Raw genomic sequence first — 21,047 nt, forward strand, 5'->3', positions numbered from 1 at the left:
CCCACAGCACCTCAGACACTAGGCAATGCTGACCTCAGCCCGAACACAAACGCACCCGGATTTCCTTGACCAAACCCATAGGGGCACCCCCCCCGTGTCGTGCCGCGCGTCAGCGCGCCGCCGGACCCGCGTCGTCCGCCGCGGCCAGCTCCGAGATGAACCGGTGGCACTGCTCGGCCCGCTCGGAGTCCTGCGCCATCACGTCGCGGAAGAACTGGGCGATCTCCTTCTTCCCCGCGTTGTCCGCGTCACGCACGTACTGGCCGTAGTCGTGCCCGGCCTTCAGGGCGTGGTACTGGACCGACACCAGGTCGTAGGTGATGTCCTTGAAACCGGTCTCGCCGGTGGCCATGCGGATCGTCCCCTCTCTCTGTGGTGTGCTGCTCCGCCTGAGTACCCCTCACCCCGCCCTCAAACGGCCCGGACCACCGGGAAGCGCTCCCAGACGCGGTGCGCGGCCATCAGCCCGGTGAGTCCGGCGAGTGCGCCCGTGCCGTCGCCGGCGTCGACGACGCCCGGGGCGTCGACCGGGACGCCCGCCGCGGAGAGCACCCCGCGCGCACCTGCCCACCCGGCGATCGCCTTGCCGTGGCGGAAGGCCTCCGACAGCAGGAGCAGCAGCCGCGGGTCGGTCGCGGCGGGCCACTCCGCCGCGCTCTCGGCGGCCTCGCCGGCCTTCGCGTCGCGGGCCCCGAACGCGTCCGCGCCCGCGCCGGGCGCACCCGCGAGGAGCAGCGCGTCGAACTCGACGGACCGGGCGGTCGCGAACGTCCGCTGGACGGTGACGGGTTCGCCGCCGGAGTCCAGCTTGCCGCCCGCGGGGGCGACGACGAGCGGGACCATCCCGGCCGCGGTGATCTCCCGCTGCACGGCCCGCACCCCGTCGAGGTCGCAGCCGTCGTCGGCGACGATCCCGATGATCCGGCCGTCCGGCGGCCAGGTCTCGCCGAGCTGGGAGAGCGCCGGGCTCGGGTCGGGGTCGACCAGCTTGACGGTGGCGGCGGGCGCGGGCAGGCCGAGGCCCGCCGCGACCTGCTCGCAGAGGAACGGGTCGATGTTGGCGAGCACCTGCAGCGCCCGCTCCTTGACCGGCTGCTCGTAGCACTTGCCCAGCTCGAAGGTGTACGCGGCGATGATGTGCTCGCGCTCGACGTCGCTCATGCTGAGCCAGAACAGCCGCGGCTGGCTGAAGTGGTCGTCGTACGAGGCGGGCGCCTGACGGACCTTGCGGCTCTCGGGGACGACCGTGGGCCGCTCGACGAACGCGCCCATGTCCTCGCCGGCGAGGAACGGGCAGCCGCCGTCGAGGGAGTTGGGCCGGTAGGGGGCCGCGCCGCGGTGCACGGCCGTCTGGTGCATGCCGTCGCGCTGCATGTCGTTGACGGGGACGTGCGGGCGGTTGATCGGCAGCTGGGTGAAGTTGGGGCCGCCGAGCCGGCTGATCTGCGTGTCCAGGTAGGAGTGCAGGCGGCCGGCGACCAGCGGGTCGTCGGTGACGTCGACGCCGGGCACGAGGTTGCCGATGTGGAAGGCGACCTGCTCGGTCTCGGCGAAGTAGTTCGACGGGTTCGCGTTGAGCGTCAGCAGGCCCACCGGCTGCACCGGGGCCAGCTCCTCGGGCACGATCTTCGTGGAGTCGAGCAGGTCGATGCCCTCGAAGGTCTGCTCGGGGGTGTCGGGGAAGACCTGGACGCCCAGCTCCCACTGCGGGAACGCCCCCGCCTCGATCGCGTCGGCGAGGTCGCGGCGGTGGAAGTCGGGGTCGACGCCCCCGGCGATCTGCGCCTCCTCCCACACCAGGGAGTGCACGCCCAGCTTCGGCTTCCAGTGGAACTTCACCAGCGACGTCGAGCCGTCGGCGGCGACGAGGCGGAAGGTGTGGACGCCGAAGCCCTCCATCATCCGGTAGGAGCGCGGGATGCCCCGGTCGGACATGTTCCACAGCGTGTGGTGGGTGGCCTCGGTGTGCAGGGTGACGAAGTCCCAGAACGTGTCGTGCGCGCTCTGCGCCTGCGGGATCTCCCGGTCGGGGTGCGGCTTGGCGGCGTGGATGACGTCGGGGAACTTGATCGCGTCCTGGATGAAGAAGACCGGGATGTTGTTCCCGACGAGGTCGAAGGTGCCCTCCTCGGTGTAGAACTTCGTCGCGAAGCCGCGGGTGTCGCGCACGGTGTCGGCCGATCCGCGCGAGCCGAGCACAGTCGAGAAGCGCACGAAGACCGGGGTCTCGGCGCCCTCGGCGAGGAACGCGGCCTTCGTGAGCGAGGCGGCGTTCCCGTAGCCCTGGAAGACCCCGTGCGCCGCCGCGCCGCGGGCGTGGACGACGCGCTCGGGGATGCGCTCGTGGTCGAAGTGCGTGATCTTCTCCCGCAGGTGGTGGTCCTGGAGCAGGACCGGGCCGCGCGGGCCCGCCTTGAGGGAGTGGTCGGTGTCGTACAGGCGCACGCCCTGGGCGGTGGTCAGGTAGGCCCCGCCCTGGGCCATGTCGGCGCGGTCAGCGCCGGTGTCCTGGCCGGTGGGACTGACGGTGGCCGGCCCGCTCTGGTCGGGCTTGGGCGGCAGCGGCTCGCGCGGGGTGGTGGGCTCGGCGACCGGCGGGGTCCGGGAACCCGGCTTGCCGGGGACGCCGCCCGCCGGCCCGTGGTCGGGGGTGAGGGCGTCGACGGCCTTGTTCGCGAGATCCTTCAGCGGGTTGCCGCCGGACGGCTCGGACGGTGCGGGGTGCCTCTTCTGGGTCATGCGTGACTCCCTGTGGGCTGCGAGACGTACGGAGGTACGGGTCGGGCGTCGGACCGGACGGTTCCGGGCGGAACGGCGACGGTCGGCGGTGGCGGGCGCGGTCGCGGACCCGGGGGCCGCAGGGGGTGGGCCGGAGGGCTCCCGCGGCCCGGTCGGATCCGGCGGCGCCGGCTGTCGGCGCCGCCGAGGGTCCCGGCCCGCCGTGGACCTCGCTGTGTGCCCCGGGCCCCCCGGCTCACACCTCCCGGCGCGTCCGGATTCCCGCCGCCGGTGCGCGGAGCGGCCTCCGAGCCGCCGATGAGCCGGCACGGGGTTCCGTGCCGGGCCAGGACCGTCGTTCCGGACGCGCCCGAAGACCTGCACCGCGACGCCGCCGGCAGGTGAGGCCACCGTCCGGTGCATAGGGGCGGCCATCAGGGTTACCCGGCCGCGCAGGGCGGACCGGTAGCGCCCACCCCTTGGGGGCCGGCCCGCCCCAGGCCCTCCCGGTTCGGGATCAGAGCCGGGAGGGCCGCCCTCTGCTCGCGGGGCCGGGCGGGCGGTCGGTCGTCGGGGCCGGGCTCCCGGAACGCCGTCCGGAACACCTCCGGTCCACCGCCGGAAAACCCCGCAGGACCCGTGAGTGAGGCTCCGCGAGAGGGGTACCGGTGCCTCCCGGTCCGAACCAGTGGCCGTTCTCCCCTCCGTCCAGGCCGCAAGGACCGCGCCATGATCCTCCTTCCCGCACTCCGCCAACGCCTCCATCGGGCCGTCGTCGCACTCGGCCGCCGGGAGACGTCGTCGCGCGTCCCGCACACCTGCCTCCCGCACCGGACCCCGGACGCGGCCCCCATGCCGGTCAGTTCGCTGCCCGTGCGGCTCCACTGCGAGCACGGGAGCCCGGTGCCGCTGCTGATGGCGCTCCGCTACGACCGGCACGACCCGTTCGCCGTCCTCCTCGCCTTCCACGGCCCCGGCGGGTGGAGCGCGCAGTGGCGGCTGCCCCGCGACCTGCTGATGACCGGCTCCGAGACGGACGGGGTGCACGGCGACGTGCAGGTGTGGCCCTCCCTGGACGGGGTCGGCCAGGAAATCCTGCTGATGCGGCTGGGGACCGACGAGGACAACGCCCTGATCGAGGTGCGGCGGGGCCCCCTGCGGCACTGGCTCGCCCACACCTACACGGCCGTCCCCGCCGGATCGGAGATGGCGGGGGTGGACTGGTCGGAGGAGATGCGGCAACTGGCCCGCGGCCTCTGACCCCCGACCGCGCACCCCGCGACGAGGGGAGCACCGCCGTGCACGACGACACCCCTTCCCAGGCCGAGGGCGAACGCCCCGAGGACGCCCCGCCGGAGCAGGCCGACCGGCCCGAGGGCGACACCCGCCTCCCCACCCCCTCGCAGGCCGAGGGCGAACGCGACCCCGACGACGAGGAGCCCGGCCGCGACGGCTGACGCCTCCGGCACCCGCAGCGGGGCCCACGGCCGTTTCCGACCCCGTCGATTGGTTACCCAGGGCCCCATGACCGACGAACCGGAACACGACACCCCCACGACCGACACCGATCCGCCCGGACGGTGGCGGGCCCCGCGCCCGCTGCCGTCCGCCGCGGGCCCCGGCCGCGTCCTGCGCGGCATGGACCGGCTCGAACGCGCGGCGGCGCTCGACGCCGTCGCCGACCGGGTCCGGGACGCGGTGCGCGCGGTCCCCCTCGGCCGCGGCCGGGACCTGCTGCACGGGCGGTGGCTCGGACATCCGGTGCACCCGCTGATGGTGCAGGTGCCGATCGGCGCCTGGTTCTCCGCCGCCCTGCTCGACGGCCTGCCGGGCCGCAGCAGGTCCGCGGACCTGCTGGTCGGCGTGGGCGTCGCCGCCGCGCTGCCGGCGGCCGCGGCCGGGTGGGCGGACTGGGCGGAGCTGCAGCGCCGTCAGCTGCGGGTGGGCCTCGTCCACGCCGCCGCGAACGCCACCGGCGTCACCCTGTACGCCGCCTCGCTCGCGGCGCGCACCCGCGGGCGGACCACCCTCGGCAAGGCGCTGGGGTTCGCCGGTCTGACCGCCGTCTCGGCGGGCGGCGCGATCGGCGGCCACCTGGCCTACCGCCAGGCCTCCGGCGCCAACCACGCCGCCGCGGTGCCCGACCTGGTCGGCACCGCGTGGCACCGGCTGGGCGACCTCGCCGACCTCCCCGTCGGCAAGCCGACCCGGCGGCACGTCGACGACGTGCCCGTGCTCGTCGTGCGGGACGCCGAGGACCGCGTGCGGGTCATCGCCGACACGTGCAGCCACCAGGGCGGCCCGCTCTCCGAGGGCGGGCTCGAGGACGGCTGCGTGCGCTGCCCCTGGCACGGCAGCCTCTTCCGCCTCGACGACGGTTTCAACGTCCGCGGCCCGGCGACGGCCCCGCAGCCCGCCTTCGACGTCCGCACCACCGACTCCGGCGGCGTCGAGGTCCGGTTGGGCGACCCCGGCCCCGTGGCCCCCGCGACGCCCGAGGGGAGCGAAGGATGATCGACGAGCACCTCGTCCGCGACCTGCTGGACGAGCGGGAGGACGACGCCTCCCTCGTCCTGCTCGCGGGCGACGCCCAGGTCGTCGACCGGACGGCCCTCGACAGCGACGCCTTCCGCGGCGCGGCCGTGCTGGTGACCCGCCGCGACCTCGTCGAACGGCTCGGCACCACGACCCCCACCCCCGACGAGCTCACCCGCCTCGTGGCGGCCCTCCGCGACACGATCGGCAAGCTCGGCGCCTGAGCGGCCGGGCGGTGAGGCGGGCGGCCGTCGGGCCTCCCCACCCCTGCCGTCAGGCCTCGGTCAGGGCGGCCGGGAGCCGGGCCTCCAGGTCGGCGAGGCGGGCGGGGTCGGCGGCGAGGGCCGTGTAGCGCCGGCCGGTGCCGTCGACGAGGGCGTCGGTGTACAGGACGACGCCCTCCGCGCCGCCGGGGCGGACGTCGAGGCCCGCGTCGACGAGGCCGCGGACCGCCGCCGCGAAGGGCAGCGGGCGGGGGACGTGGACGGTGCCGGTGGACCAGGCGGGGGCGGGGCGGTCCTCGGGCGGCCGGCCGTCGGGGGCGGTAAGCCGGGTGACCAGGGCGTGGGCGGTGGAGGTCGCGGTGCGGCGGACGTTGCTCTCCAGGGCGTACAGGGCGCCGTCGTCGGTGTGCAGCGCGTCCAGGCTGTACGGGCCGCGGTAGCCGTGCGCGGCGAGGTGGCGTCCCAACGCCCTTGTCCAGCGGGCCAGTTCGGCCGCGGCGAGGGCGGGGAGGCCGGCCGGTGAGCGGTAGCCGGCGTAGGATCCGCCGACCATGCGCATCTCGCCGTCGAAGGCCACGCCGACCTCGTCCTTCGGCGAGACGTACCCCTGGGCGCTGACCGCGCGCCCGTGCGCGATGTGCCGCTCGACGACCCAGCGGCTGTCCGGCGGCGGCAACTGCCCTGCGAGGTCGTCGCCTTGCGCCAGGAAGCGCAGGCCGTGACCGCCGGCCGAGCGGTCGGGCTTGAGCACCACGCGCCCGTGCACGTCGAGCATGTCCCGGAGCACGTCCGGGAGTTGCGCGCCGTCGCATGTGCGTCCCGGCGCGAGCCGCATGCCGAGGGACTCCGCGGCGTGCCGGAACGCGGACTTGGTGTTGAGCTCGCTCACCGCCGCCAGCGTCGCGTCGCTCGGGCCCGTCTCCTCGTAACCCGCCAGTGGCGTACCGAGGTTGGCAGCGAGGGCCACCGTCGCCGCGTCGAGCGCGGTGGGCAGCAGCCGGGCGTCGGGCCGCTCGGCGACCAGGGCGCGCACCGGGTCGAGCAGGCCGTGCACGGCGAGCGCCTCGGCCATGGGCACGTGCGGGGTGTCGGGCACGGTGACGACGGTGACGGACCCGTCCGGCACCCCGAGCCGCTCCAGCGCGTACCGCAGGAACGGCTCGGCGAGCGGTGTCGGCAGCACGACGACGTCGCCCGGCCGGGCGAGCCACACCTTGCGCGGCGCCTGCCGCGCCCACTGCCGCAGCACCGCCTCCTCGCCCAGGTCGACGGCCAGCTCCGACACGAAGTTGGCGAGGACGACCAGCGCTCCTGGTCCGTCGTGCTCGGGGATCACGGCGAACTCCCTCGGTCGGGGCGGGACCGGCCCCGCGGGCCGGTCGGTGGGGGACGTCTCGGCACGGCCGCGGCCCGCCGTCCCCCACGTACCCGCCGCACGCACGGCGACACCCGGAACACCCGGGCCCCGCCGCCCCACGCGCCGACCGGCACCGTGTCGGCCAGGTCGGTGAATCTTGCGGCGATCGCTGGACAGGGCGGCTCCGTGTGCCGGTCGGCTCGTTGGCCCGGGGGACGAACCGAGCACGACGTGCACGACAGCCGGAGGAACCGACGTGAGCAAGCAGAAGAGCCGCAGGCAGCGCAGGGTGAACCGGACGCCGCGACCCGTGACGGCGTCGGGCGCGGCGCTCGTCGCGGACCGGGCGCTGCCCGCGGCCCGGCGGGCGGACCGGGGGCCGGACCTGGAGGGCGTCGTCGCCCGGCTGGGGTGGGCGCGGCGGGGGCTGCCGGGGCAGCGCGCCACGGAGACGGCGCAGTCGCCCGCGACCGGGCCCCGCCCCGAGCCTGCGGCCCGCCCCGAGGCCCGTCCGGACGGCCCGTCGCGCCCCGAGCCCCGCCCTGAGGTCACGCCGCGCCCCGAGCCCGCCGGCCCCGTCTTCCTCCGCCCCGCACGCGACGGCGGGCTCGGCCTCCCCGCCCACCGGACCTGGACCGCGCTGCGCGCCGCGGGCCCGGCCGGACTCGACCCGGCCGCGCTCGCCGCGGCGGCCGGCTTCACCCGGCGGACCGTCGCCAAGCACCTGGAGGGGCTCGTCCGCCACGGCCTCGCGGCCGAGACGGCGGGCACCTGGGTGGCCCACGCCCAGACGGACCCGGCGGACGCCCCGGACACCGACCGCTAGAGGTCGCCCGGCGCGGCGGCCGTCCGGTTACGGCAGCGCGGCCAGGTCGGACGCGGCGGCCGCCGCGCTGCCCGCGGGGGCGTGCAGGGTAAGCACCTGCCCCTGCCGCTCGCGGGGTCCGTCGGAGACCCCGCGCGGCGTCGACCGACCTGTCCGCCAGGGGCGTTGGCCGGCGCTGTGGGACCATGCCGCCATGCTGCGCATCGGATCGATCGCGTGGAACGTGTCCGACACCGGCCGGGCGAGCGCGTTCTGGAGCGGGGCGCTCGGCTACACCGCCCGCCCGGACCGGTCGGAGGTGCTGTCGCCGCCGGACGGTGCGGGCCCGCAGCTCTGGTTGGACGCGGACGACCGGACCCACCTCGACCTGCACACCGACAGCGCGGACGAACAACGGGTCGAGGTGGAGCGGCTGTTGGCGCTCGGCGCGACGCGGGTGGAGTGGGAGTACCCGCCGGGCGCGGACTTCGTGGTGCTGGCGGACCCGGACGGCAACCTGTTCTGCGTGGTCGACACCTCGGCGGAGTGAGGTTACCGCCGGGTAGCCCGCCGGGGCGGGCAGCGGCTATCTTCGGCCTCCGAGGATCGGAGTGCCATGTCCCGTACGTTCACCGTGTCCGACAGCATCGTCGTCGACGCGGACCCCGCGACCGTCTGGGCGCAGGTCGCCGACCCCGCGCTCATGGGCCGGTGGAGCCCGGAGAACCTGGGCGCGACGCTGCCCGCGGACGGCGGTCCTGCGCGGGTCGGCACGGTCTTCGACGGCCGCAACAAGCGCGGACCGTTCCGCTGGACCACCCGCTGCACCGTCACCGCCGCGGACGAGGGCCGGCTCTTCCGCTTCCGCGTCCACGCCATCGGCGTGCGCCGCCCGCGGCTGCGCGGGCCCATCGCCACCTGGGAGTACCGCTTCGAGCCCGCCGGCACCGGCACCCTCGTCACCGAGACCTGGACCGACGACCGCCGCGCCTGGCCCGACCCCCTCGCCCACGCCTTCGACCGCGCGGCCACCGGCGGCTCGACCTTCGCCGACTTCCAACGCCGCAACATCGCCTCCACGTTGCGCCGCCTCAAGAAGGCACTGGAGGCGTGACGCGCGGACGGACCGCCCTCGCGGGCGCGGTCGTCGTGCTGGCGACGGCCGGGTGCACGACCAACGGAGCGGCCCCGGCGGCGGACGCGAAGCCGGCGGCGAAATCCGCGCGTTCGGCGCCGGCGGTCTGCTCGGACGGGACGTACACGTGGTTCGACGTCGACGAGCGCAACGTCCTGACGGCCGTCTCCCCGGCGGAGAGGATCGGTGCGGGCGGGGGTGGGCTGACCCGCGAGCGGGCGACCGTGCACACCCCGCGGGTCGCCGTCACCTTCGAGCCGGGACCCCGGGTCCCGGCCAGGCGCGCCCTTCGCTCACTCGGCGCCCGCATCGGGTTGTCGGTCGACGACGGCGCGGACGCCCTGTTCACCGACGTCCGCAGGCCGCCGCCGGGCGGCGGACCCCGCGGGGAACGCGTGGAGGGCGTGGGAGTCCCCGTCACCCTCGTCACCTACCGCTCCGTGCACCAGGTCACCGGCGGCTTCCGATACGTCTGCGCCGACGGCACCACCGCCGTCGGCCGCGCGGTGAGTTGGACCTCGGTCGGCGGCGGGTTGCTCGACTGCGCCCTGGAGCCGCCGGCCGGATCGCGCGGGGTCGTGGCCCGGGAGGCCGCCCGCCTCTCCTGTCCGGCCGGCTCGACCGCCGTCCGGCCCCAGCGGTCCTGAGGGCCGCGGGGCCGGTCCGACGGGGCGTCGGGTCGCCCGCGCTCCGACACGCCGCCGCGCCGCGCCCGACCGCCGCCCGGCCCCCCGGCCAGCAGCGCGCGGGCCGAGGCCGGGGCCGGGTGTCAGGGCCTTACTGGCCGAGCACGTCGTCGCGCTGCTCACGCACCTGCTCGGTGAGGTCGCCGGTCTCGGCGGCCGGTGGGGCGGTGATCGGTTCGGTGTCGCCGAAGGAGACGAAGTCCATGGTGGTGGTCAGGCCCGCGCCGCTCTGCTTCGACCGGACGGGGAGGTCGTCGCCGTCGACCCAGATGTCGACGGTCATCCGACCGCCGCTCTGCTTCAGCGCCTCGACCGCGGCGCGCTTCTCCTGCGGGGTCATCTTCGAGGCGTTGACCTCCGCCGCGCCGATCGACCCCCGGTAGTGGGTGGTCTCCTTGCCGCGGACCGTCGCCTTGCCGAGGTCCTTCACGTCCGAGGAGGTGCCGAGGTACCGGACGCCGGCCGTGGGGTCGGCGTTGTCCGCGATGCTGTTCGCGCCCGCCTCGCCGGCCACGGCGGAGACCTCGATGCGCATCCACTTCTTGCCCTTGAGCGGGCCGCTCGGCTGCGGGTCGACCTCGTAGTAGTACGCCCCGTCGACCATCCGCATGTTCAGGGTGGGGTCGTCCTGCAGCGACTGCATCTGCGCGCTGGAGGTGTCCATCTCGACGTCGAGCGCGGCGCCGTCGCCCCAGGAGTAGGTGCCGTCCATGGTGATCGGTGCGCTGCCGGCGATGACGGTGGTGGACTCGATCTCGGCGGAGCCGAGTTCGGACGCCTTGTCCGACGTCCGGGTCAGCGCGGCGGCGACCGCGTCGGCGCTCCCGGCTCCGGCGTCCTCGGAGGGCCCCGCGTCCTCGGACGCTCCGGCCGACGCGCCCCGGCCCGGGTCCGCCGCGTCGTCCCGCGCCGGCGTCCCCCCGCCGCACCCGGTCGCCGTGAGCAGCGCGGCGGTGGTGACCGCCGACCACGCCGTGGTCCTGATGTGCCTCATGTCCCGCCCCCGGTGGTGTGTGGGTGTCCCTCCCACCCGTCTGCCCCCGGCGGCCCGTCCGTAACGGCCCGCCCCGGCCGGGCCGCGGTGACGGGGACCCGCCGGACCGCCCGGGGCCAGGGTCAATTTTCGGTCAGCCCTCTGTCGCTTGGCCGGATCCGGTGCAACGCTGTCCCCGCGGGGCTCTCCGTCCACCCCCGGCGGAGAACCCCGTCCACGGCCCGTCCGGCGTGCCCGCGGCCCCCGCGCCCGTCCCTCCCGACCTCCCCACGGGAGGGACGACCCCTGTCACCCGCCCGGCGTCACGCGCCGTGGACGAGCTGGATCAGGTTGCCGCAGGTGTCGTCGAGGACGGCCGTGGTCACCGGGCCCATCGCCAGGGGCTCCTGGGTGAAGCGGACGCCGAGCGCGGTGAGCCGGGCGAACTCCGCCGGGACGTCGTCGACGGCGAAGGCGGCCGCCGGGATCCCGTCCTTGGCCAGCGCCGACCTGTACGGCTCGACGGCCGGGTGGCCGGAGGGTTCGAGCAGCAGCTCCGCGCCCTCGGGGTCCTCCGCGGAGACGACGGTCAGCCAGCGGTCCTCCCCCATCGGCACGTCGTGCTTCTTCACGAAGCCGAGGACGTCGGTGTAGAACCGCAGGGCGTCGTCCTGGTCGTCGACGAACACGCTGGTCAGGTGGATTCTCATGAGCTGCTCTCCGGTGGTTCGGGGCGGAGCCATCGCCGCGCGACGCGCTCCAGGGGTGCGGTGTCGAGGTCGTGGAACTTGTACCGGCCCTGGCGTCGCGTACGGACCAGCTCCGCCGCCTCGAGCACGGCCAGGTGCTGGCTGACCGCCTGCCGGGACAGGCCGAGCCCGTGCTTCGTCACCAGCCGCGCGCAGATCTCGAACAGCGTCTGGCCGTCCCGCTCCACCAGCTCGTCGAGGATCCGCCGGCGGGTGGGGTCCGCCAGGGCCTTGAACACATCGTCCTCCATGCGCCCACCATAGGCAAGTCCTCACTTGCCTATCAACCGGAGCCGGTCCCGGACGCTCAGGAGTCCTGAGCACCGCCACGCGTCCCGGTGGAGGGTTCGAAGCGGACGACGATGCCCTTGGAGGTGGGGGTGTTGCTCCGGTCGGCGACGCTGCCGAGCGGGACGAGGACGTTCGCCTCGGGGTAGTACGCGGCGGCGCAGCCGCGCGGGGTGGAGTACGGGACGAGCCGGAAGTCGGCCGCGCGGCGCTCGGTGCCGTCCCGCCAGACGCTGACGACGTCGACCACCGACCCGTCGTCGTAGCCGAGTTCGCGCAGGTCGGCGGGGTGGACCAGGACGATGCGGCGCGAGCCGTGGATGCCGCGGTAGCGGTCGTTCGTCGTGTACGGGACGGTGTTCCACTGGTCGTGCGAGCGCAGCGTCTGGAGCAGGAGGTGGCCCGCGGGGGCGCGCAGCATCTCGAAGTCGTTGCGGGTGAACCGCGCCTTGCCGCTCTCCGTGGGGAAGACGCCGTCGTTGACGGGGTTGGGCAGGCCGAAGCCGCCCGGCTTGGCCACCCGGGCGTTGAAGTTGCGGAACCCGGGCACGACCCGGGCGATCCGGTCCCGGATGTGCCCGTAGTCCTCCTCGAAGTCCTCCCAGGGCACGTCGACCCGGTCGCCGAGCGTGCGGCGGGCCAGCCGGCTGAGGATCGCCACCTCGCTGAGCAGGTGCTTCGAGGCGGGCTCCCGGCTGCCGGAGGAGGCGTGCACCTGGCTCATCGAGTCCTCGACGGTGATGAACTGGTCGCCGCCGCTCTGCCGGTCCCGCTCGCTGCGGCCGAGCGTCGGCAGGATGAGCGCGGTGTCGCCGCAGACGGTGTGGGACCGGTTGAGCTTGGTGGAGATGTGCACGGTCAGCCGGCAGCGGCGCATCGCGTCGGCGGTGACGTCGCTGTCGGGCGCGGCGCGCACGAAGTTGCCCGCGAGCCCGACGAACACCTTGATCCGGCCCGCGGCCATCGCGTGGATCGCGTTGACCGAGTCCAGGCCGTGCGCGCTCGGCGGCTTGAAGTGGAACTCGCGGCCGAGCGCGTCCAGGAAGTGCTGCGGCATCTGCTCCCAGATGCCCATGGTCCGGTCGCCCTGGACGTTGCTGTGCCCGCGCACCGGGCAGACGCCCGTGCCGGGCCGGCCGATGTTGCCCCGCATCAGCAGGAAGTTGACCACCTCGCGGATGGTCGGCACGGCGTGCTTCTGCTGGGTGAGCCCCATCGCCCAGCAGACGACGATCCGCTCGCTCGCGAGGACCCGGTCCCGCAGCTCCTCGATCTGCGACCGGGCCAGCCCCGTGGCGGCCAGCACGTCGGGCCACCGGACGGTCTCGCGCAGGTGCGCGGCGAACGCGTCGAAGCCCTCGGTGCGGTCCTCGACGAACCCGCGGTGCACCACCGTGCCCGGTGCGGCCTCCTCGGCCTCCAGGAGCAGCAGGTTCAGCGCCTGGAACAGGGCGAGGTCGCCGCCGAGGCGGATCTGCAGGAACTGGTCGGCGATGTTCGTGCCCCGGCCGACCACCCCGCGCGGCTTCTGCGGGTTCTTGAAGCGGATCAGGCCGGCCTCGGGCAGCGGGTTGACCGCGACGATCTCCGCCCCGCGCCGCTTGGCCTCCTCCAGGGCGGTGAGCATCCGGGGGTGGTTGCTGCCCGGGTTCTGCCCGAGGGTCAGGATCAGGTCGGCGTGGTGGAGGTCCGGCAGGCTGACGTCGCCCTTGCCGATCCCGAGCGTCTCCTTCAGGGCGGTGCCGCTGGACTCGTGGCACATGTTCGAGCAGTCGGGCAGGTTGTTGGTGCCGAGCGCGCGGGCGAGCAGCTGGAGGACGAACGCGGGCTCGTTGCCGGCCCGGCCCGAGGTGTAGAACACCGCCTCGTCGGGGGTGTCGAGGCCGTTGAGCTCGTCGGCGAGGAGGCCGAGGGCGTCGTGCCAGCTGATCGGCTCGTAGTGGTCGGAGCCGGGGCGCTTGACCATGGGGTGGGTCAGCCGACCCTGCTGGTTGAGCCAGCGGTCCGAGGCGGCGCCGAGGGCGGAGACGGGGTGGCGGGCGAAGAACTCCGGGGTGATCCGCCGGGTGGTGGCGTCGTCGTTGGCGTGCTTCGCGCCGTTCTCGCAGTACTCGTTGCGGCTGCGGTCGCCCGGTGCGGGGTCGGGCCAGGCGCAGCCGGGGCAGTCGAAGCCCTTGACCTGGTTGAGGTCGAGCAGGTTCAGCGCGGTGCGGCGCGGCGAGGTCTCGGCCAGGGAGTACGAGAGGGCGTGCGCGACGGCGGGGACGCCGGCCGCCCAGGTCTTCGGCGGGGAGATCCGGGCGTGCTCCCCGCCGGGGTCGCCGGTCGGGACCGGCTCCCGGGTCGGGCGCGGGCCCGCGGACGGGACCGGACCCGGATCGGCGGCCGGACCCACGTCCGCCGTGGCGGGCGACGTCTGCGGCGCGTCGGAAGGGGCGGCCGGGTTCTCCGGGCGGTCTGCGGGGTCTCGCACGGCATCAGCCTTTCGTTCGGCGCCGTCGCCCGGCGCGGGCCGCGGGATCATCGGGGGGCGGCCGTCGCGGCGGCGGTCGCGGCAGGGGGTTCGTCAGCCGGTGGGCCAGTGCGGGACCGGGCGGGCGGCGTGGTCGGGCTGCTGCTGCACGTAGCCGTCGGTGACGGTGCCGCGCCACGCGCCGGTCTCGGCGCCCTGCCCCTCGATGTACTCCTTGAAGCCGCTCAGCGCGCGGCGGGCCTGCCGCCGCACCAGCCCCAGCGCGTCCCCGGCCCGCTCCAGCACGCCCTGCGGGGCGAACTCGATCCGGCACGTGACCCGGCAGCGGGTGTCGTCCAGCGCCTCGAAGCGCACCGCGCCCGTGTGGTGCGGCTCGTGCAGGCTGCGCCACTCCACCGTCTCGTCCGGGCGCTGCTCGACGGTCTTCGCGTCGAACTCGCGGGTCACCCCGCCGAAGCGGGTCACCCAGTGCGACAGCGTCGCCTGGGGCGCGTCGACCCGCTCCACCCCGTCCATGAACAGCGGGAAGCTCTCGAACCGGGTCCACTGGTTGTACGCCGTCCGCACCGGGACGTCGACCTCGACCGACTCCTCCACCACGCCCATCCGCGCCGCCTCTCCCCGCCGTCCGGGCGCCGGGGCCGTGTGCCCCGACGGGAGGTGCGATGGGTACCCCTTTCCCCGCAGCCCAATCCCCCCGTACGGCGGCTACTCCGGTCGCAGGCTGATGCCGATCATGCGCCCGCCGGACTCGGAGCCCGGGCGGTGCGAGCTGCCGGGGGCGAAGACGACGTAGCTGCCGGCGGGGAGGCGCCGGCCGCGGTCGACGATCTCGCCGGAGACGACGTAGTAGCGCTCCTCGCCGTCGTGCACGTCCACCTCCGGCCACTGGCTGCCGGGGGCGAAGTCGTACAGCCAGCCGCGCGCGCGGTCGGTGGCGGGGAGGCGGCGGCGGACGATGCCGGGGGCGACCTCGACGGCCTCGACTTCATCGACGTGCAGGAACTGGGCCTCAGGTGTGGTGGTCATGCGGATCATGCTCGCGGTGGGCGGCATCCGGTCCCAGAGGCACGATGGACACGTGCGGGTACTTTCCTGCCATGAGTCCGCACCGTGTCGTCGCGCTGGTCCTGCCGCCCCAGTCCACGTTCGAACTCGCCTGCGCGGCCGAGGTGTTCGGGCTGCGGCGGCCGGGGACGGCGAACCCCTACGCGTTCTCCGTCTGCGCCGAGCGGCCGGGGGCGGTGCCGACGCTCGCGGGGTACGACATGCTCGTCCCGCACGGCCTGGACGCGCTCCGTACGGCCGACACGGTGGTCGTGCCCGGGTGGCAGCGGCCCGACGCGCCCGTCCCGGCGGCGGTCGTCGACGCGCTGCGGGAGGCGCACGGGCGGGGGGCGCGGATCGCCGCGATGTGCTCGGCCGCGTTCGTGCTCGCGCAGGCGGGGCTACTCGCGGGGCGCGCGGCGACGACGCACTGGCGGCTCGCCGCGCTGTTCGCCGCGCGGTATCCGGACGTGGCCGTCGAGGCCGACACGCTCTACGTCGACCACGGCGACGTCGCGACCAGTGCGGGGACGGCGGCGGGGATCGACCTGTGCCTGCACCTGGTGCGGCGGGACCAGGGGGCGGGGTACGCGGCACACGTGGCGCGGCACATGGTGATGCCGCCGCACCGGGAGGGCGGGCAGCTGCAGTACGGGGTGCCGGAGGGAGCGCACGCCCGCGCCGCCGCCCCGGCCGCCGTCCCGCCGTCGCTGGCCCCCGTGCTCGACTGGGCCGGGGAGCGGCTGCACCTCGCGCTCGGCGTCGACGACCTCGCCGCGCGGGCGGGGGTGTCCTCCCGGACGCTCGCCCGGCGGTTCGAGGAGCAGCTCAGGGTGAGTCCCGGGCGGTGGCTCCTGCAGCGCAGGGTGTCGGCGGCGCGGGTCCTCCTGGAGGAGACCACCCTGCCGGTGGAGGCGGTGGCCGTGCGGGTGGGGCTCTCCTCCGCGGCGAACCTGCGGCGGCGGTTCCGCGGGCTGGTGGGGACGACGCCGGCGGCGTACCGGCGGGCGTTCGGGGCGCGGTGAGGCATCCCCCGTGCCGGGCCCTCGCGCGGGGGAGGGCGCCCGCCGCCTCGGCCGCACGCCCGTTCTCCAGGCGCTGGCCCTCGCGCGGGGGGAGGGCCTAGGCTGCGGGGGCGGCGACGCGTGCGCGTCGCCTTTTCCGGTGGAGAGCGGGACGCATGGGCGGGTGGCATCTGACGAGGCGGCGCTACGTCGACCTCGCGCGCGTCGCCAGTGCGTGCTGTCGTAGCGCGACCTGAACCCTTCCGCTTGCCGCGGATTCTCCCCCACCCCACCCCGCCCCTCCCCTTCCCGCATCCCTGGGCGGGCGCCTCTTGCGCCTGCGGCGCGTGCACGGGCTGCGCCCGCGCGGCCTCAAGCGCCGGCCGGGCTGAATTCTTGGTGCCGCTCACTTCGCTGTGGGCAATCGTGCCGCAGGGCGGCACAGGTGGGCACAGCCCACAGTGCCCAGCGCCGGCGACCGCACGCGCCCACCCCAGTCGGCCCCCGCCCCGCAGGGGCAGCACGGCCGCACCCCTATGGAGGCCCGCATGACCGCCCACGTCATCGCCGATGACACCACCGCGCTGTCCGTCGCGACGGACCTCGCCGCCCGCTTCCGCGAGGAGGCGAGCGACCGCGACGCGAACCGCCGCCTCCCCCACGCGGAGCTGGACGCCCTGTCCGCGTCCGGACTCCTCGGCATCACCGTGCCGAGGGAACACGGCGGCGCGGACGTCCGCGCGCGGACCCTCGCCGAGATCTTCCGCATCCTCGCGTCCGCCGACGCCAGCATCGCCCAGATACCCCAGAGCCACTTCGTGTACGTGAACGTCCTGAGGCGCCAGGGCACCCCGGAGCAGCAGTCCTTCTTCTTCGCCGAGTTGCTCGCCGGACGCCGGTTCGGGAACGCCCAGTCGGAGGCGGGGACGAAGCACGTCCAGGACTTCCGGACCCGCCTGGCCCCGCAGGGGGACGGCTCCTTCCGGCTGGACGGCGTGAAGCAGTACTCCACGGGCGCGCTGTTCGCGCACTGGATCCCGGTGCTGGCCCGCGCGCAGGACGAGACGCTGCAGGTGGCGTACGTCGCGGCGGACGCGCCGGGGGTGAGTGTGATCGACGACTGGGACGGGATGGGCCAGCGCACGACGGCGAGCGGGACCGTGCGCCTGGAGGGGTGCGGGTCGCCGCGGACCGGGTCGTGCCGCACCACCTGACGTTCACCGGCCCGCAACTGCACGGCGCGATCGCCCAGTTGCTGCACGCGGCGATCGACGTGGGCATCGCGGGCGGCGCGCTGGAGGAGGCCGCGGAGTTCGTGCGGACGAAGAGCCGCCCGTGGTTCGAGAGCGGCTTCGAGACGGCGGCGGAGGATCCGCTGCTGATCCAGCGGTTCGGTGAGCTGTCGGTGCAACTGCGCGCGGCGGAGGCGTTGTTGGAGGCGGCGTCCCGTGCCGTGGACAGCGCCGCGGCCGATCTGACCGACGACACCGCCGCGGAGGCGTCGATCGCGGTCGCCGCGGCGAAGGCGTTCGCCGCGGGTGCGGCGGTGGAGGCGGGGAGCGCGCTGTTCGAGGTGGCGGGCACCCGCTCGGCGCTGGACCCGCTCAACCTCGGCCGGCACTGGCGGGACGCCCGCACCCACACCCTGCACGACCCGGCCCGCTGGAAGATCCAGCACATCGGCCGCTACGTCCTCAACGGCACCCGGCCGCCCCGCCACGGCCTGCTCTGACCCCCCGACCCGACACCGTACGGAGCGCACACCCCATGAGTCTCACCTTCCACTGGTTCCTGCCCACCTACGGCGACAGCCGGCACGTCGTCGGCGGGGGCCACGGGCTCCCGTCCGGGAGCGCCGGCGGCGACCGTCCCGCGACGCTCGGCTACCTCACCCAGATCGCCCGCGCGGCCGAACAGCTGGGCTTCGTGGGGGCGTTGACGCCGACCGGCGCGTGGTGCGAGGACGCGTGGCTGACCACCGCGATGCTCGCGCGCGAGACGGAGCGGCTGAAGTTCCTGGTCGCGTTCCGCCCCGGGTTCCTCTCCCCCACGCTCGGCGCGCAGATGGCGGCGACCTTCCAGCGGCACACCGGCGGCCGGCTGCTGCTGAACGTCGTCACCGGCGGGGAGAGCGAGGAGCAGCGGGCGTACGGCGACTTCCTGGACAAGGACGCGCGCTACGCCCGCACCGGTGAATTCCTGCAGGTGGTGCGGGGGTTGTGGCGCGGTGAGACGGTCGACCTGGAGGGCAGGCACATCCAGGTGGAGCGCGCGTTCCTCGCCCGGACGCCCGACCCGGTGCCGGAGATCTACTTCGGCGGCTCGTCGCCCGCCGCCGGCGAGGTGGCCGCCGAGCACTGCGAGGTCTACCTGACCTGGGGCGAGCCGCCGGCGGCGGTCGCGCAGAAGATCGCCTGGATAAGGGAGCTGGCCGCCGCGCGCGGCCGGACCGTGCGGTTCGGTATCCGGTTGCACGTCATCTCCCGTGACACCTCCGAGCAGGCGTGGGCGGAGGCCGAGCGGCTCCTCCAGCGCTTCGACCCGGCCGCCGTCCAGGCCATCCAGGCCGGTCTCGCCCGCAGCGAGTCCGAGGGGCAGCGGCGCATGCTCGCCCTGCACGGCGGCAGCACCGCGGACCTGGAGGTGTCCCCCAACCTCTGGGCCGGCATCGGCCTCGTCCGCGGCGGGGCGGGCACCGCGCTCGTCGGCGGCCACACCGAGGTCGCCGACCGCATCGCCGAGTACCACGCCCTCGGTATCGACGAGTTCGTCCTGTCCGGCCACCCCCACGTCGAGGAGGCGTACTGGTTCGGCGAGGGCGTCCTGCCCCTCCTCGCCGCCCGCGGGCTGTGGACCCACCCCGACACCGCGGCCCCCACGCCCCCGGCCGCCGCCGTCCCCTTCGCCTCCATGGGGACGGGCGCGGGGGCCCGTTAGCGGGCCGGCCGGAACCCGCCCTCGCGGGTGCACGTGTGCCGCGGGTTCGTCCTGCGTCTCCGCACCGGGCGATCCAACGGAGCGTCCCGGGGGCGCAGGACGGAAACCGGCGTGCGGACCGGGTGGTGGCCGAGGGAGGGGGCCGCCACGGATCCGCCGTGATCCATTGCCACCGCCCCCTCGCTGGGCGATGCTGGCCGCCGAAGTCCGAGCCGGGGGACCGCATGCACAGCCGACGTACGTTCATCACCGCCGCCGTGGGGGCCGGCCTGGCATCGCCCCTGGCGGCGTGCGCGCCGCCGGGCGCGGCGGAGGACGCGGGCGAGGCGAAGGGCCGGCCCGCGGGCGGGGACGCCCCGACGGAGCGTGCGACGTTCACGAAGGGCTGGCAGGACGTCCCGCTCGCCGCCGGCGCGGAGGACGCCCGGCTGCACGCGGTCGCCGCGGCCGGCCCGGACGCGGCCTGGACCGTCGGGGAGCAGGGCCGCAGCGGCCCCACCCCGGGCGTGCCGTACGCCGCGCACTGGGACGGCCGCGCCTGGACGCCGACGCCGCTCGGCCACCTGGCGCTCACCGGGCCGCTGACGTCCGTGGCCGCGGGCTCGACGGACGAGGCCTGGGCCGTCGGCGGGAACACGCTGTTCACCTGGTCCGACGGCGGCTGGCGGCCGTCGGACCGGCCGTCCGGCGAGGGGTTCACCGCCGTGACCGCGGCGTCCGACGGGCGGGTCTGGGCGCTCGGCGGCCGCGAGGGCCGGCCGGGCGTCCTGCACCGCGCGGCCGCCGGCGGGTGGACGTGGCTGCCGCCGCTGCCGGCGAAGTTCGCCCGGACCACCGTCGCGGCCGGGGTGCGGCACGCCCGGGACGGATCGGTCTGGGTGTTCGCCACCGACGCGGTCGCCCGGCTGGCGGACGGCTCCTGGCAGGTGGTCCCGCGCCCGCCGGGCCCCATGGACTTCGTCTCCGGTCTGCTCCCGGTGGCGGCCGACGACGTGTGGATCACCGGGGCCTCCCACGGCGCCGGCGGCCTGCCGGGGAAGCCGCCGAGCCCGCTGCTCCAGCACTACGACGGCACCCGCTGGACCCCCGTGTCCGCACCGTTCGTCGTGGGCTCGCTCGGCGACGTCGTCGGTGACGAAGAGGGCCGCCCGGCCCTGATCGCCGGCTGGGACTTCTGGGACGGCACCCGCGCCCACTACCTGGTGTGGAACGGCAAGGGCTGGAGCGGCGAGCGCGGCCCGCGGGCGGAGTCGCAGGTGACCCAGACCGCTCTCGCCAGCCTCCCGGACGGCGGCGGCTACTGGTCGGCCGGCGGTACAGGCCCTCAGTTCGCCCCGACGAAACAGGTCAGAATGGAACGATTCGCCTGATCCTGCGGGCGTCCGCACGGCGGAGAGGGACCGAAGGGACCGGGATGCGGAGTTGAGCGCAGAACGAAATCGGTGGCGCCGCGGACCGACTCGGGGATCTGTCCGCGACACCACGCGCACCCCACCGGCGCCGCTCCTGGAACGAACACGACCGCCCGGCAGCCCCCGCCTTCCCGCACCGCAGGCCGTCACACTCGCCCGTACGAGTGAACCGCCCGCGTCAGCGGCGCCGGCCTCGCTGGTACAGGAAGAGGAGCACGGCCGCCACGGCGAGGACCACCAGGACGCTGATCCAGACGATCCGCTCGTCCTCGGGCACGTAGGGCCGCGCGGCGAGCGCGGCACCCGTCACAGCCTGCGCGCCACGGCGACCGCCGCGCCCACCAGCACGGTGGCGAACAGCCCGACCGCGGTCAGGAGCAGGACGTAGTCCAGGAATCCGTTCACGAGAACCCTCCCTCTAGAGGACGAACCACAGCGTGAGCGCTCCGGCGAGGAGCGCCACGACCGCCGCGGTCCGCATGACGACGTAGGTGCGGTGGCGGGGCGGGATCCGGCCCGGGTCGGCCTCGGCCGGCAGGTTCGCCCGCCACACCCACTCCGGGCGGACCAGCTGGACGACCGCGGCGAGCACCACCATGCTCGCGAGCCCGACGGCCAGCGCCTGGGGCACGCCGACCGAGGTCGACACCGCCGATTCGTACAGGGTCATCACGCCTCCCGCTCGCTCCGGACGACCGGCCCCG

General features: G+C 75.4%; 23 protein-coding genes and 1 pseudogene. 13 read left to right on the forward strand and 11 right to left on the reverse strand.

Going from position 1 to position 21,047, the window contains the following annotated elements:
• Window positions 1-109: 109 nt before the first annotated feature.
• Window positions 110-352 carry an acyl carrier protein gene (locus ACFWEG_RS18435; RefSeq protein ID WP_387216258.1) on the reverse strand — a complete coding sequence of 81 codons (243 nt, stop codon included), beginning with the start codon at window positions 350-352 and terminating at the stop codon, window positions 110-112.
• Window positions 353-411: 59 nt separating this feature from the next.
• Window positions 412-2,739, reverse strand: coding sequence for a catalase (locus ACFWEG_RS18440; protein ID WP_387216260.1), 2,328 nt, complete (start codon window positions 2,737-2,739; stop codon window positions 412-414).
• A gap of 708 nt (window positions 2,740-3,447) precedes the next feature.
• Between ACFWEG_RS18440 and ACFWEG_RS18445 the strand changes: the two genes are divergently transcribed.
• The 4 genes from ACFWEG_RS18445 to ACFWEG_RS18460 all read left to right on the forward strand — a co-directional run bounded on the left by ACFWEG_RS18445 (window position 3,448) and on the right by ACFWEG_RS18460 (window position 5,477).
• Entirely contained in the window at window positions 3,448-3,978 is a 531-nt protein-coding gene (locus tag ACFWEG_RS18445; RefSeq protein ID WP_387216262.1) for an SsgA family sporulation/cell division regulator, read from the forward strand.
• A gap of 38 nt (window positions 3,979-4,016) precedes the next feature.
• Entirely contained in the window at window positions 4,017-4,175 is a 159-nt protein-coding gene (locus tag ACFWEG_RS18450) for a hypothetical protein (protein ID WP_387216264.1), read from the forward strand.
• Window positions 4,176-4,356: 181 nt separating this feature from the next.
• Window positions 4,357-5,232, forward strand: coding sequence for a Rieske 2Fe-2S domain-containing protein (locus ACFWEG_RS18455; RefSeq protein ID WP_387216306.1), 876 nt, complete (start codon window positions 4,357-4,359; stop codon window positions 5,230-5,232).
• The gene (locus tag ACFWEG_RS18460; RefSeq protein ID WP_387216266.1) at window positions 5,229-5,477 is read left to right on the forward strand and encodes a hypothetical protein; all 249 of its coding nucleotides are present in this window, start codon (window positions 5,229-5,231) and stop codon (window positions 5,475-5,477) included. Before ACFWEG_RS18455 ends, ACFWEG_RS18460 begins: the two co-directional genes overlap by 4 nt.
• A 49-nt stretch (window positions 5,478-5,526) precedes the next feature.
• Here ACFWEG_RS18460 and ACFWEG_RS18465 read toward each other — a convergent pair whose 3' ends face one another.
• Complete coding sequence (locus ACFWEG_RS18465) at window positions 5,527-6,813, reverse strand: peptide ligase PGM1-related protein (protein ID WP_387216268.1); 1,287 nt, start codon at window positions 6,811-6,813, stop codon at window positions 5,527-5,529.
• Window positions 6,814-7,090: 277 nt separating this feature from the next.
• Between ACFWEG_RS18465 and ACFWEG_RS18470 the strand changes: the two genes are divergently transcribed.
• The 4 genes from ACFWEG_RS18470 (at window position 7,091) to ACFWEG_RS18485 (ending at window position 9,421) form a co-directional block, all read left to right on the forward strand.
• On the forward strand, window positions 7,091-7,660 hold the full coding sequence (locus ACFWEG_RS18470) for a hypothetical protein (protein ID WP_387216270.1): 570 nt from the start codon (window positions 7,091-7,093) through the stop codon (window positions 7,658-7,660).
• Window positions 7,661-7,853: 193 nt separating this feature from the next.
• On the forward strand, window positions 7,854-8,189 hold the full coding sequence (locus ACFWEG_RS18475; protein ID WP_387216272.1) for a VOC family protein: 336 nt from the start codon (window positions 7,854-7,856) through the stop codon (window positions 8,187-8,189).
• Window positions 8,190-8,255: 66 nt separating this feature from the next.
• Entirely contained in the window at window positions 8,256-8,753 is a 498-nt protein-coding gene (locus tag ACFWEG_RS18480) for an SRPBCC family protein (RefSeq protein WP_387216274.1), read from the forward strand.
• Window positions 8,750-9,421: a hypothetical protein gene (locus ACFWEG_RS18485; protein ID WP_387216276.1), complete on the forward strand. Its 672-nt coding sequence runs from the start codon at window positions 8,750-8,752 to the stop codon at window positions 9,419-9,421. The genes ACFWEG_RS18480 and ACFWEG_RS18485 overlap by 4 nt, the downstream gene beginning before the upstream one ends.
• 130 nt (window positions 9,422-9,551) lie before the next feature.
• Here ACFWEG_RS18485 and ACFWEG_RS18490 read toward each other — a convergent pair whose 3' ends face one another.
• From ACFWEG_RS18490 to ACFWEG_RS18515, 6 genes are all read right to left on the reverse strand, one after another.
• Window positions 9,552-10,454 carry a hypothetical protein gene (locus ACFWEG_RS18490; protein WP_387216278.1) on the reverse strand — a complete coding sequence of 301 codons (903 nt, stop codon included), beginning with the start codon at window positions 10,452-10,454 and terminating at the stop codon, window positions 9,552-9,554.
• A gap of 302 nt (window positions 10,455-10,756) precedes the next feature.
• The gene (locus tag ACFWEG_RS18495) at window positions 10,757-11,143 is read right to left on the reverse strand and encodes a VOC family protein (protein WP_387216280.1); all 387 of its coding nucleotides are present in this window, start codon (window positions 11,141-11,143) and stop codon (window positions 10,757-10,759) included.
• Window positions 11,140-11,433 carry an ArsR/SmtB family transcription factor gene (locus ACFWEG_RS18500; RefSeq protein WP_387216282.1) on the reverse strand — a complete coding sequence of 98 codons (294 nt, stop codon included), beginning with the start codon at window positions 11,431-11,433 and terminating at the stop codon, window positions 11,140-11,142. The genes ACFWEG_RS18495 and ACFWEG_RS18500 overlap by 4 nt, the downstream gene beginning before the upstream one ends.
• 56 nt (window positions 11,434-11,489) lie before the next feature.
• Complete coding sequence (locus tag ACFWEG_RS18505) at window positions 11,490-13,766, reverse strand: FdhF/YdeP family oxidoreductase (RefSeq protein ID WP_387216308.1); 2,277 nt, start codon at window positions 13,764-13,766, stop codon at window positions 11,490-11,492.
• Window positions 13,767-14,036: 270 nt separating this feature from the next.
• The gene (locus ACFWEG_RS18510; protein WP_387216284.1) at window positions 14,037-14,549 is read right to left on the reverse strand and encodes an SRPBCC family protein; all 513 of its coding nucleotides are present in this window, start codon (window positions 14,547-14,549) and stop codon (window positions 14,037-14,039) included.
• Window positions 14,550-14,651: 102 nt separating this feature from the next.
• Window positions 14,652-14,972, reverse strand: coding sequence for a cupin domain-containing protein (locus tag ACFWEG_RS18515; RefSeq protein ID WP_387216286.1), 321 nt, complete (start codon window positions 14,970-14,972; stop codon window positions 14,652-14,654).
• Window positions 14,973-15,043: 71 nt separating this feature from the next.
• Between ACFWEG_RS18515 and ACFWEG_RS18520 the strand changes: the two genes are divergently transcribed.
• The 5 genes and pseudogenes from ACFWEG_RS18520 (at window position 15,044) to ACFWEG_RS18540 (ending at window position 20,301) form a co-directional block, all read left to right on the forward strand.
• Window positions 15,044-16,015 (forward strand): helix-turn-helix domain-containing protein, encoded by a 972-nt coding sequence (locus tag ACFWEG_RS18520; RefSeq protein WP_387216288.1) that lies wholly within the window; start codon window positions 15,044-15,046, stop codon window positions 16,013-16,015.
• Window positions 16,016-16,170: 155 nt separating this feature from the next.
• Window positions 16,171-16,251 carry a putative leader peptide gene (locus ACFWEG_RS18525; protein ID WP_387216310.1) on the forward strand — a complete coding sequence of 27 codons (81 nt, stop codon included), beginning with the start codon at window positions 16,171-16,173 and terminating at the stop codon, window positions 16,249-16,251.
• Between the two features lie 291 nt (window positions 16,252-16,542).
• A pseudogene (locus ACFWEG_RS18530) lies at window positions 16,543-17,726 on the forward strand (SfnB family sulfur acquisition oxidoreductase).
• Window positions 17,727-17,761: 35 nt separating this feature from the next.
• A complete protein-coding gene (locus tag ACFWEG_RS18535; RefSeq protein ID WP_387216290.1) occupies window positions 17,762-18,931 on the forward strand; it encodes an LLM class flavin-dependent oxidoreductase in 1,170 nt (389 codons plus the stop codon).
• 224 nt (window positions 18,932-19,155) lie between these two features.
• Window positions 19,156-20,301, forward strand: a complete 1,146-nt coding sequence (locus tag ACFWEG_RS18540; protein ID WP_387216292.1) for a hypothetical protein — start codon at window positions 19,156-19,158, stop codon at window positions 20,299-20,301.
• Between the two features lie 220 nt (window positions 20,302-20,521).
• Here the strand turns inward: ACFWEG_RS18540 and ACFWEG_RS18545 are convergent, their stop codons facing one another.
• Window positions 20,522-20,653: a hypothetical protein gene (locus ACFWEG_RS18545; RefSeq protein ID WP_387216294.1), complete on the reverse strand. Its 132-nt coding sequence runs from the start codon at window positions 20,651-20,653 to the stop codon at window positions 20,522-20,524.
• A gap of 108 nt (window positions 20,654-20,761) precedes the next feature.
• Complete coding sequence (locus ACFWEG_RS18550) at window positions 20,762-21,013, reverse strand: hypothetical protein (RefSeq protein ID WP_387216296.1); 252 nt, start codon at window positions 21,011-21,013, stop codon at window positions 20,762-20,764.
• Window positions 21,014-21,047 lie beyond the last annotated feature (34 nt).

The sequence above is a fragment of the Streptomyces sp. NPDC060194 genome (assembly GCF_042728285.1).
In the GTDB taxonomy this organism is placed as follows: domain Bacteria; phylum Actinomycetota; class Actinomycetes; order Streptomycetales; family Streptomycetaceae; genus Streptomyces.

Excerpts from the sequence above, each read along its gene's own strand:
- ACFWEG_RS18550 (WP_387216296.1), bottom strand. The coding sequence starts at position 21,013 with ATGACCCTGTACGAATCGGCGGTGTCGACCTCGGTCGGCGTGCCCCAG.
- ACFWEG_RS18515 (WP_387216286.1), bottom strand. The coding sequence starts at position 14,972 with ATGACCACCACACCTGAGGCCCAGTTCCTGCACGTCGATGAAGTCGAG.
- ACFWEG_RS18520 (WP_387216288.1), top strand. The coding sequence starts at position 15,044 with ATGAGTCCGCACCGTGTCGTCGCGCTGGTCCTGCCGCCCCAGTCCACG.
- ACFWEG_RS18455 (WP_387216306.1), top strand. The coding sequence starts at position 4,357 with ATGGACCGGCTCGAACGCGCGGCGGCGCTCGACGCCGTCGCCGACCGG.
- ACFWEG_RS18525 (WP_387216310.1), top strand. The coding sequence starts at position 16,171 with ATGGGCGGGTGGCATCTGACGAGGCGGCGCTACGTCGACCTCGCGCGC.
- ACFWEG_RS18445 (WP_387216262.1), top strand. The coding sequence starts at position 3,448 with ATGATCCTCCTTCCCGCACTCCGCCAACGCCTCCATCGGGCCGTCGTC.
- ACFWEG_RS18540 (WP_387216292.1), top strand. The coding sequence starts at position 19,156 with ATGCACAGCCGACGTACGTTCATCACCGCCGCCGTGGGGGCCGGCCTG.
- ACFWEG_RS18535 (WP_387216290.1), top strand. The coding sequence starts at position 17,762 with ATGAGTCTCACCTTCCACTGGTTCCTGCCCACCTACGGCGACAGCCGG.
- ACFWEG_RS18475 (WP_387216272.1), top strand. The coding sequence starts at position 7,854 with ATGCTGCGCATCGGATCGATCGCGTGGAACGTGTCCGACACCGGCCGG.
- ACFWEG_RS18435 (WP_387216258.1), bottom strand. The coding sequence starts at position 352 with ATGGCCACCGGCGAGACCGGTTTCAAGGACATCACCTACGACCTGGTG.
- ACFWEG_RS18490 (WP_387216278.1), bottom strand. The coding sequence starts at position 10,454 with ATGAGGCACATCAGGACCACGGCGTGGTCGGCGGTCACCACCGCCGCG.
- ACFWEG_RS18500 (WP_387216282.1), bottom strand. The coding sequence starts at position 11,433 with ATGGAGGACGATGTGTTCAAGGCCCTGGCGGACCCCACCCGCCGGCGG.
- ACFWEG_RS18460 (WP_387216266.1), top strand. The coding sequence starts at position 5,229 with ATGATCGACGAGCACCTCGTCCGCGACCTGCTGGACGAGCGGGAGGAC.
- ACFWEG_RS18480 (WP_387216274.1), top strand. The coding sequence starts at position 8,256 with ATGTCCCGTACGTTCACCGTGTCCGACAGCATCGTCGTCGACGCGGAC.
- ACFWEG_RS18495 (WP_387216280.1), bottom strand. The coding sequence starts at position 11,143 with ATGAGAATCCACCTGACCAGCGTGTTCGTCGACGACCAGGACGACGCC.
- ACFWEG_RS18440 (WP_387216260.1), bottom strand. The coding sequence starts at position 2,739 with ATGACCCAGAAGAGGCACCCCGCACCGTCCGAGCCGTCCGGCGGCAAC.
- ACFWEG_RS18510 (WP_387216284.1), bottom strand. The coding sequence starts at position 14,549 with ATGGGCGTGGTGGAGGAGTCGGTCGAGGTCGACGTCCCGGTGCGGACG.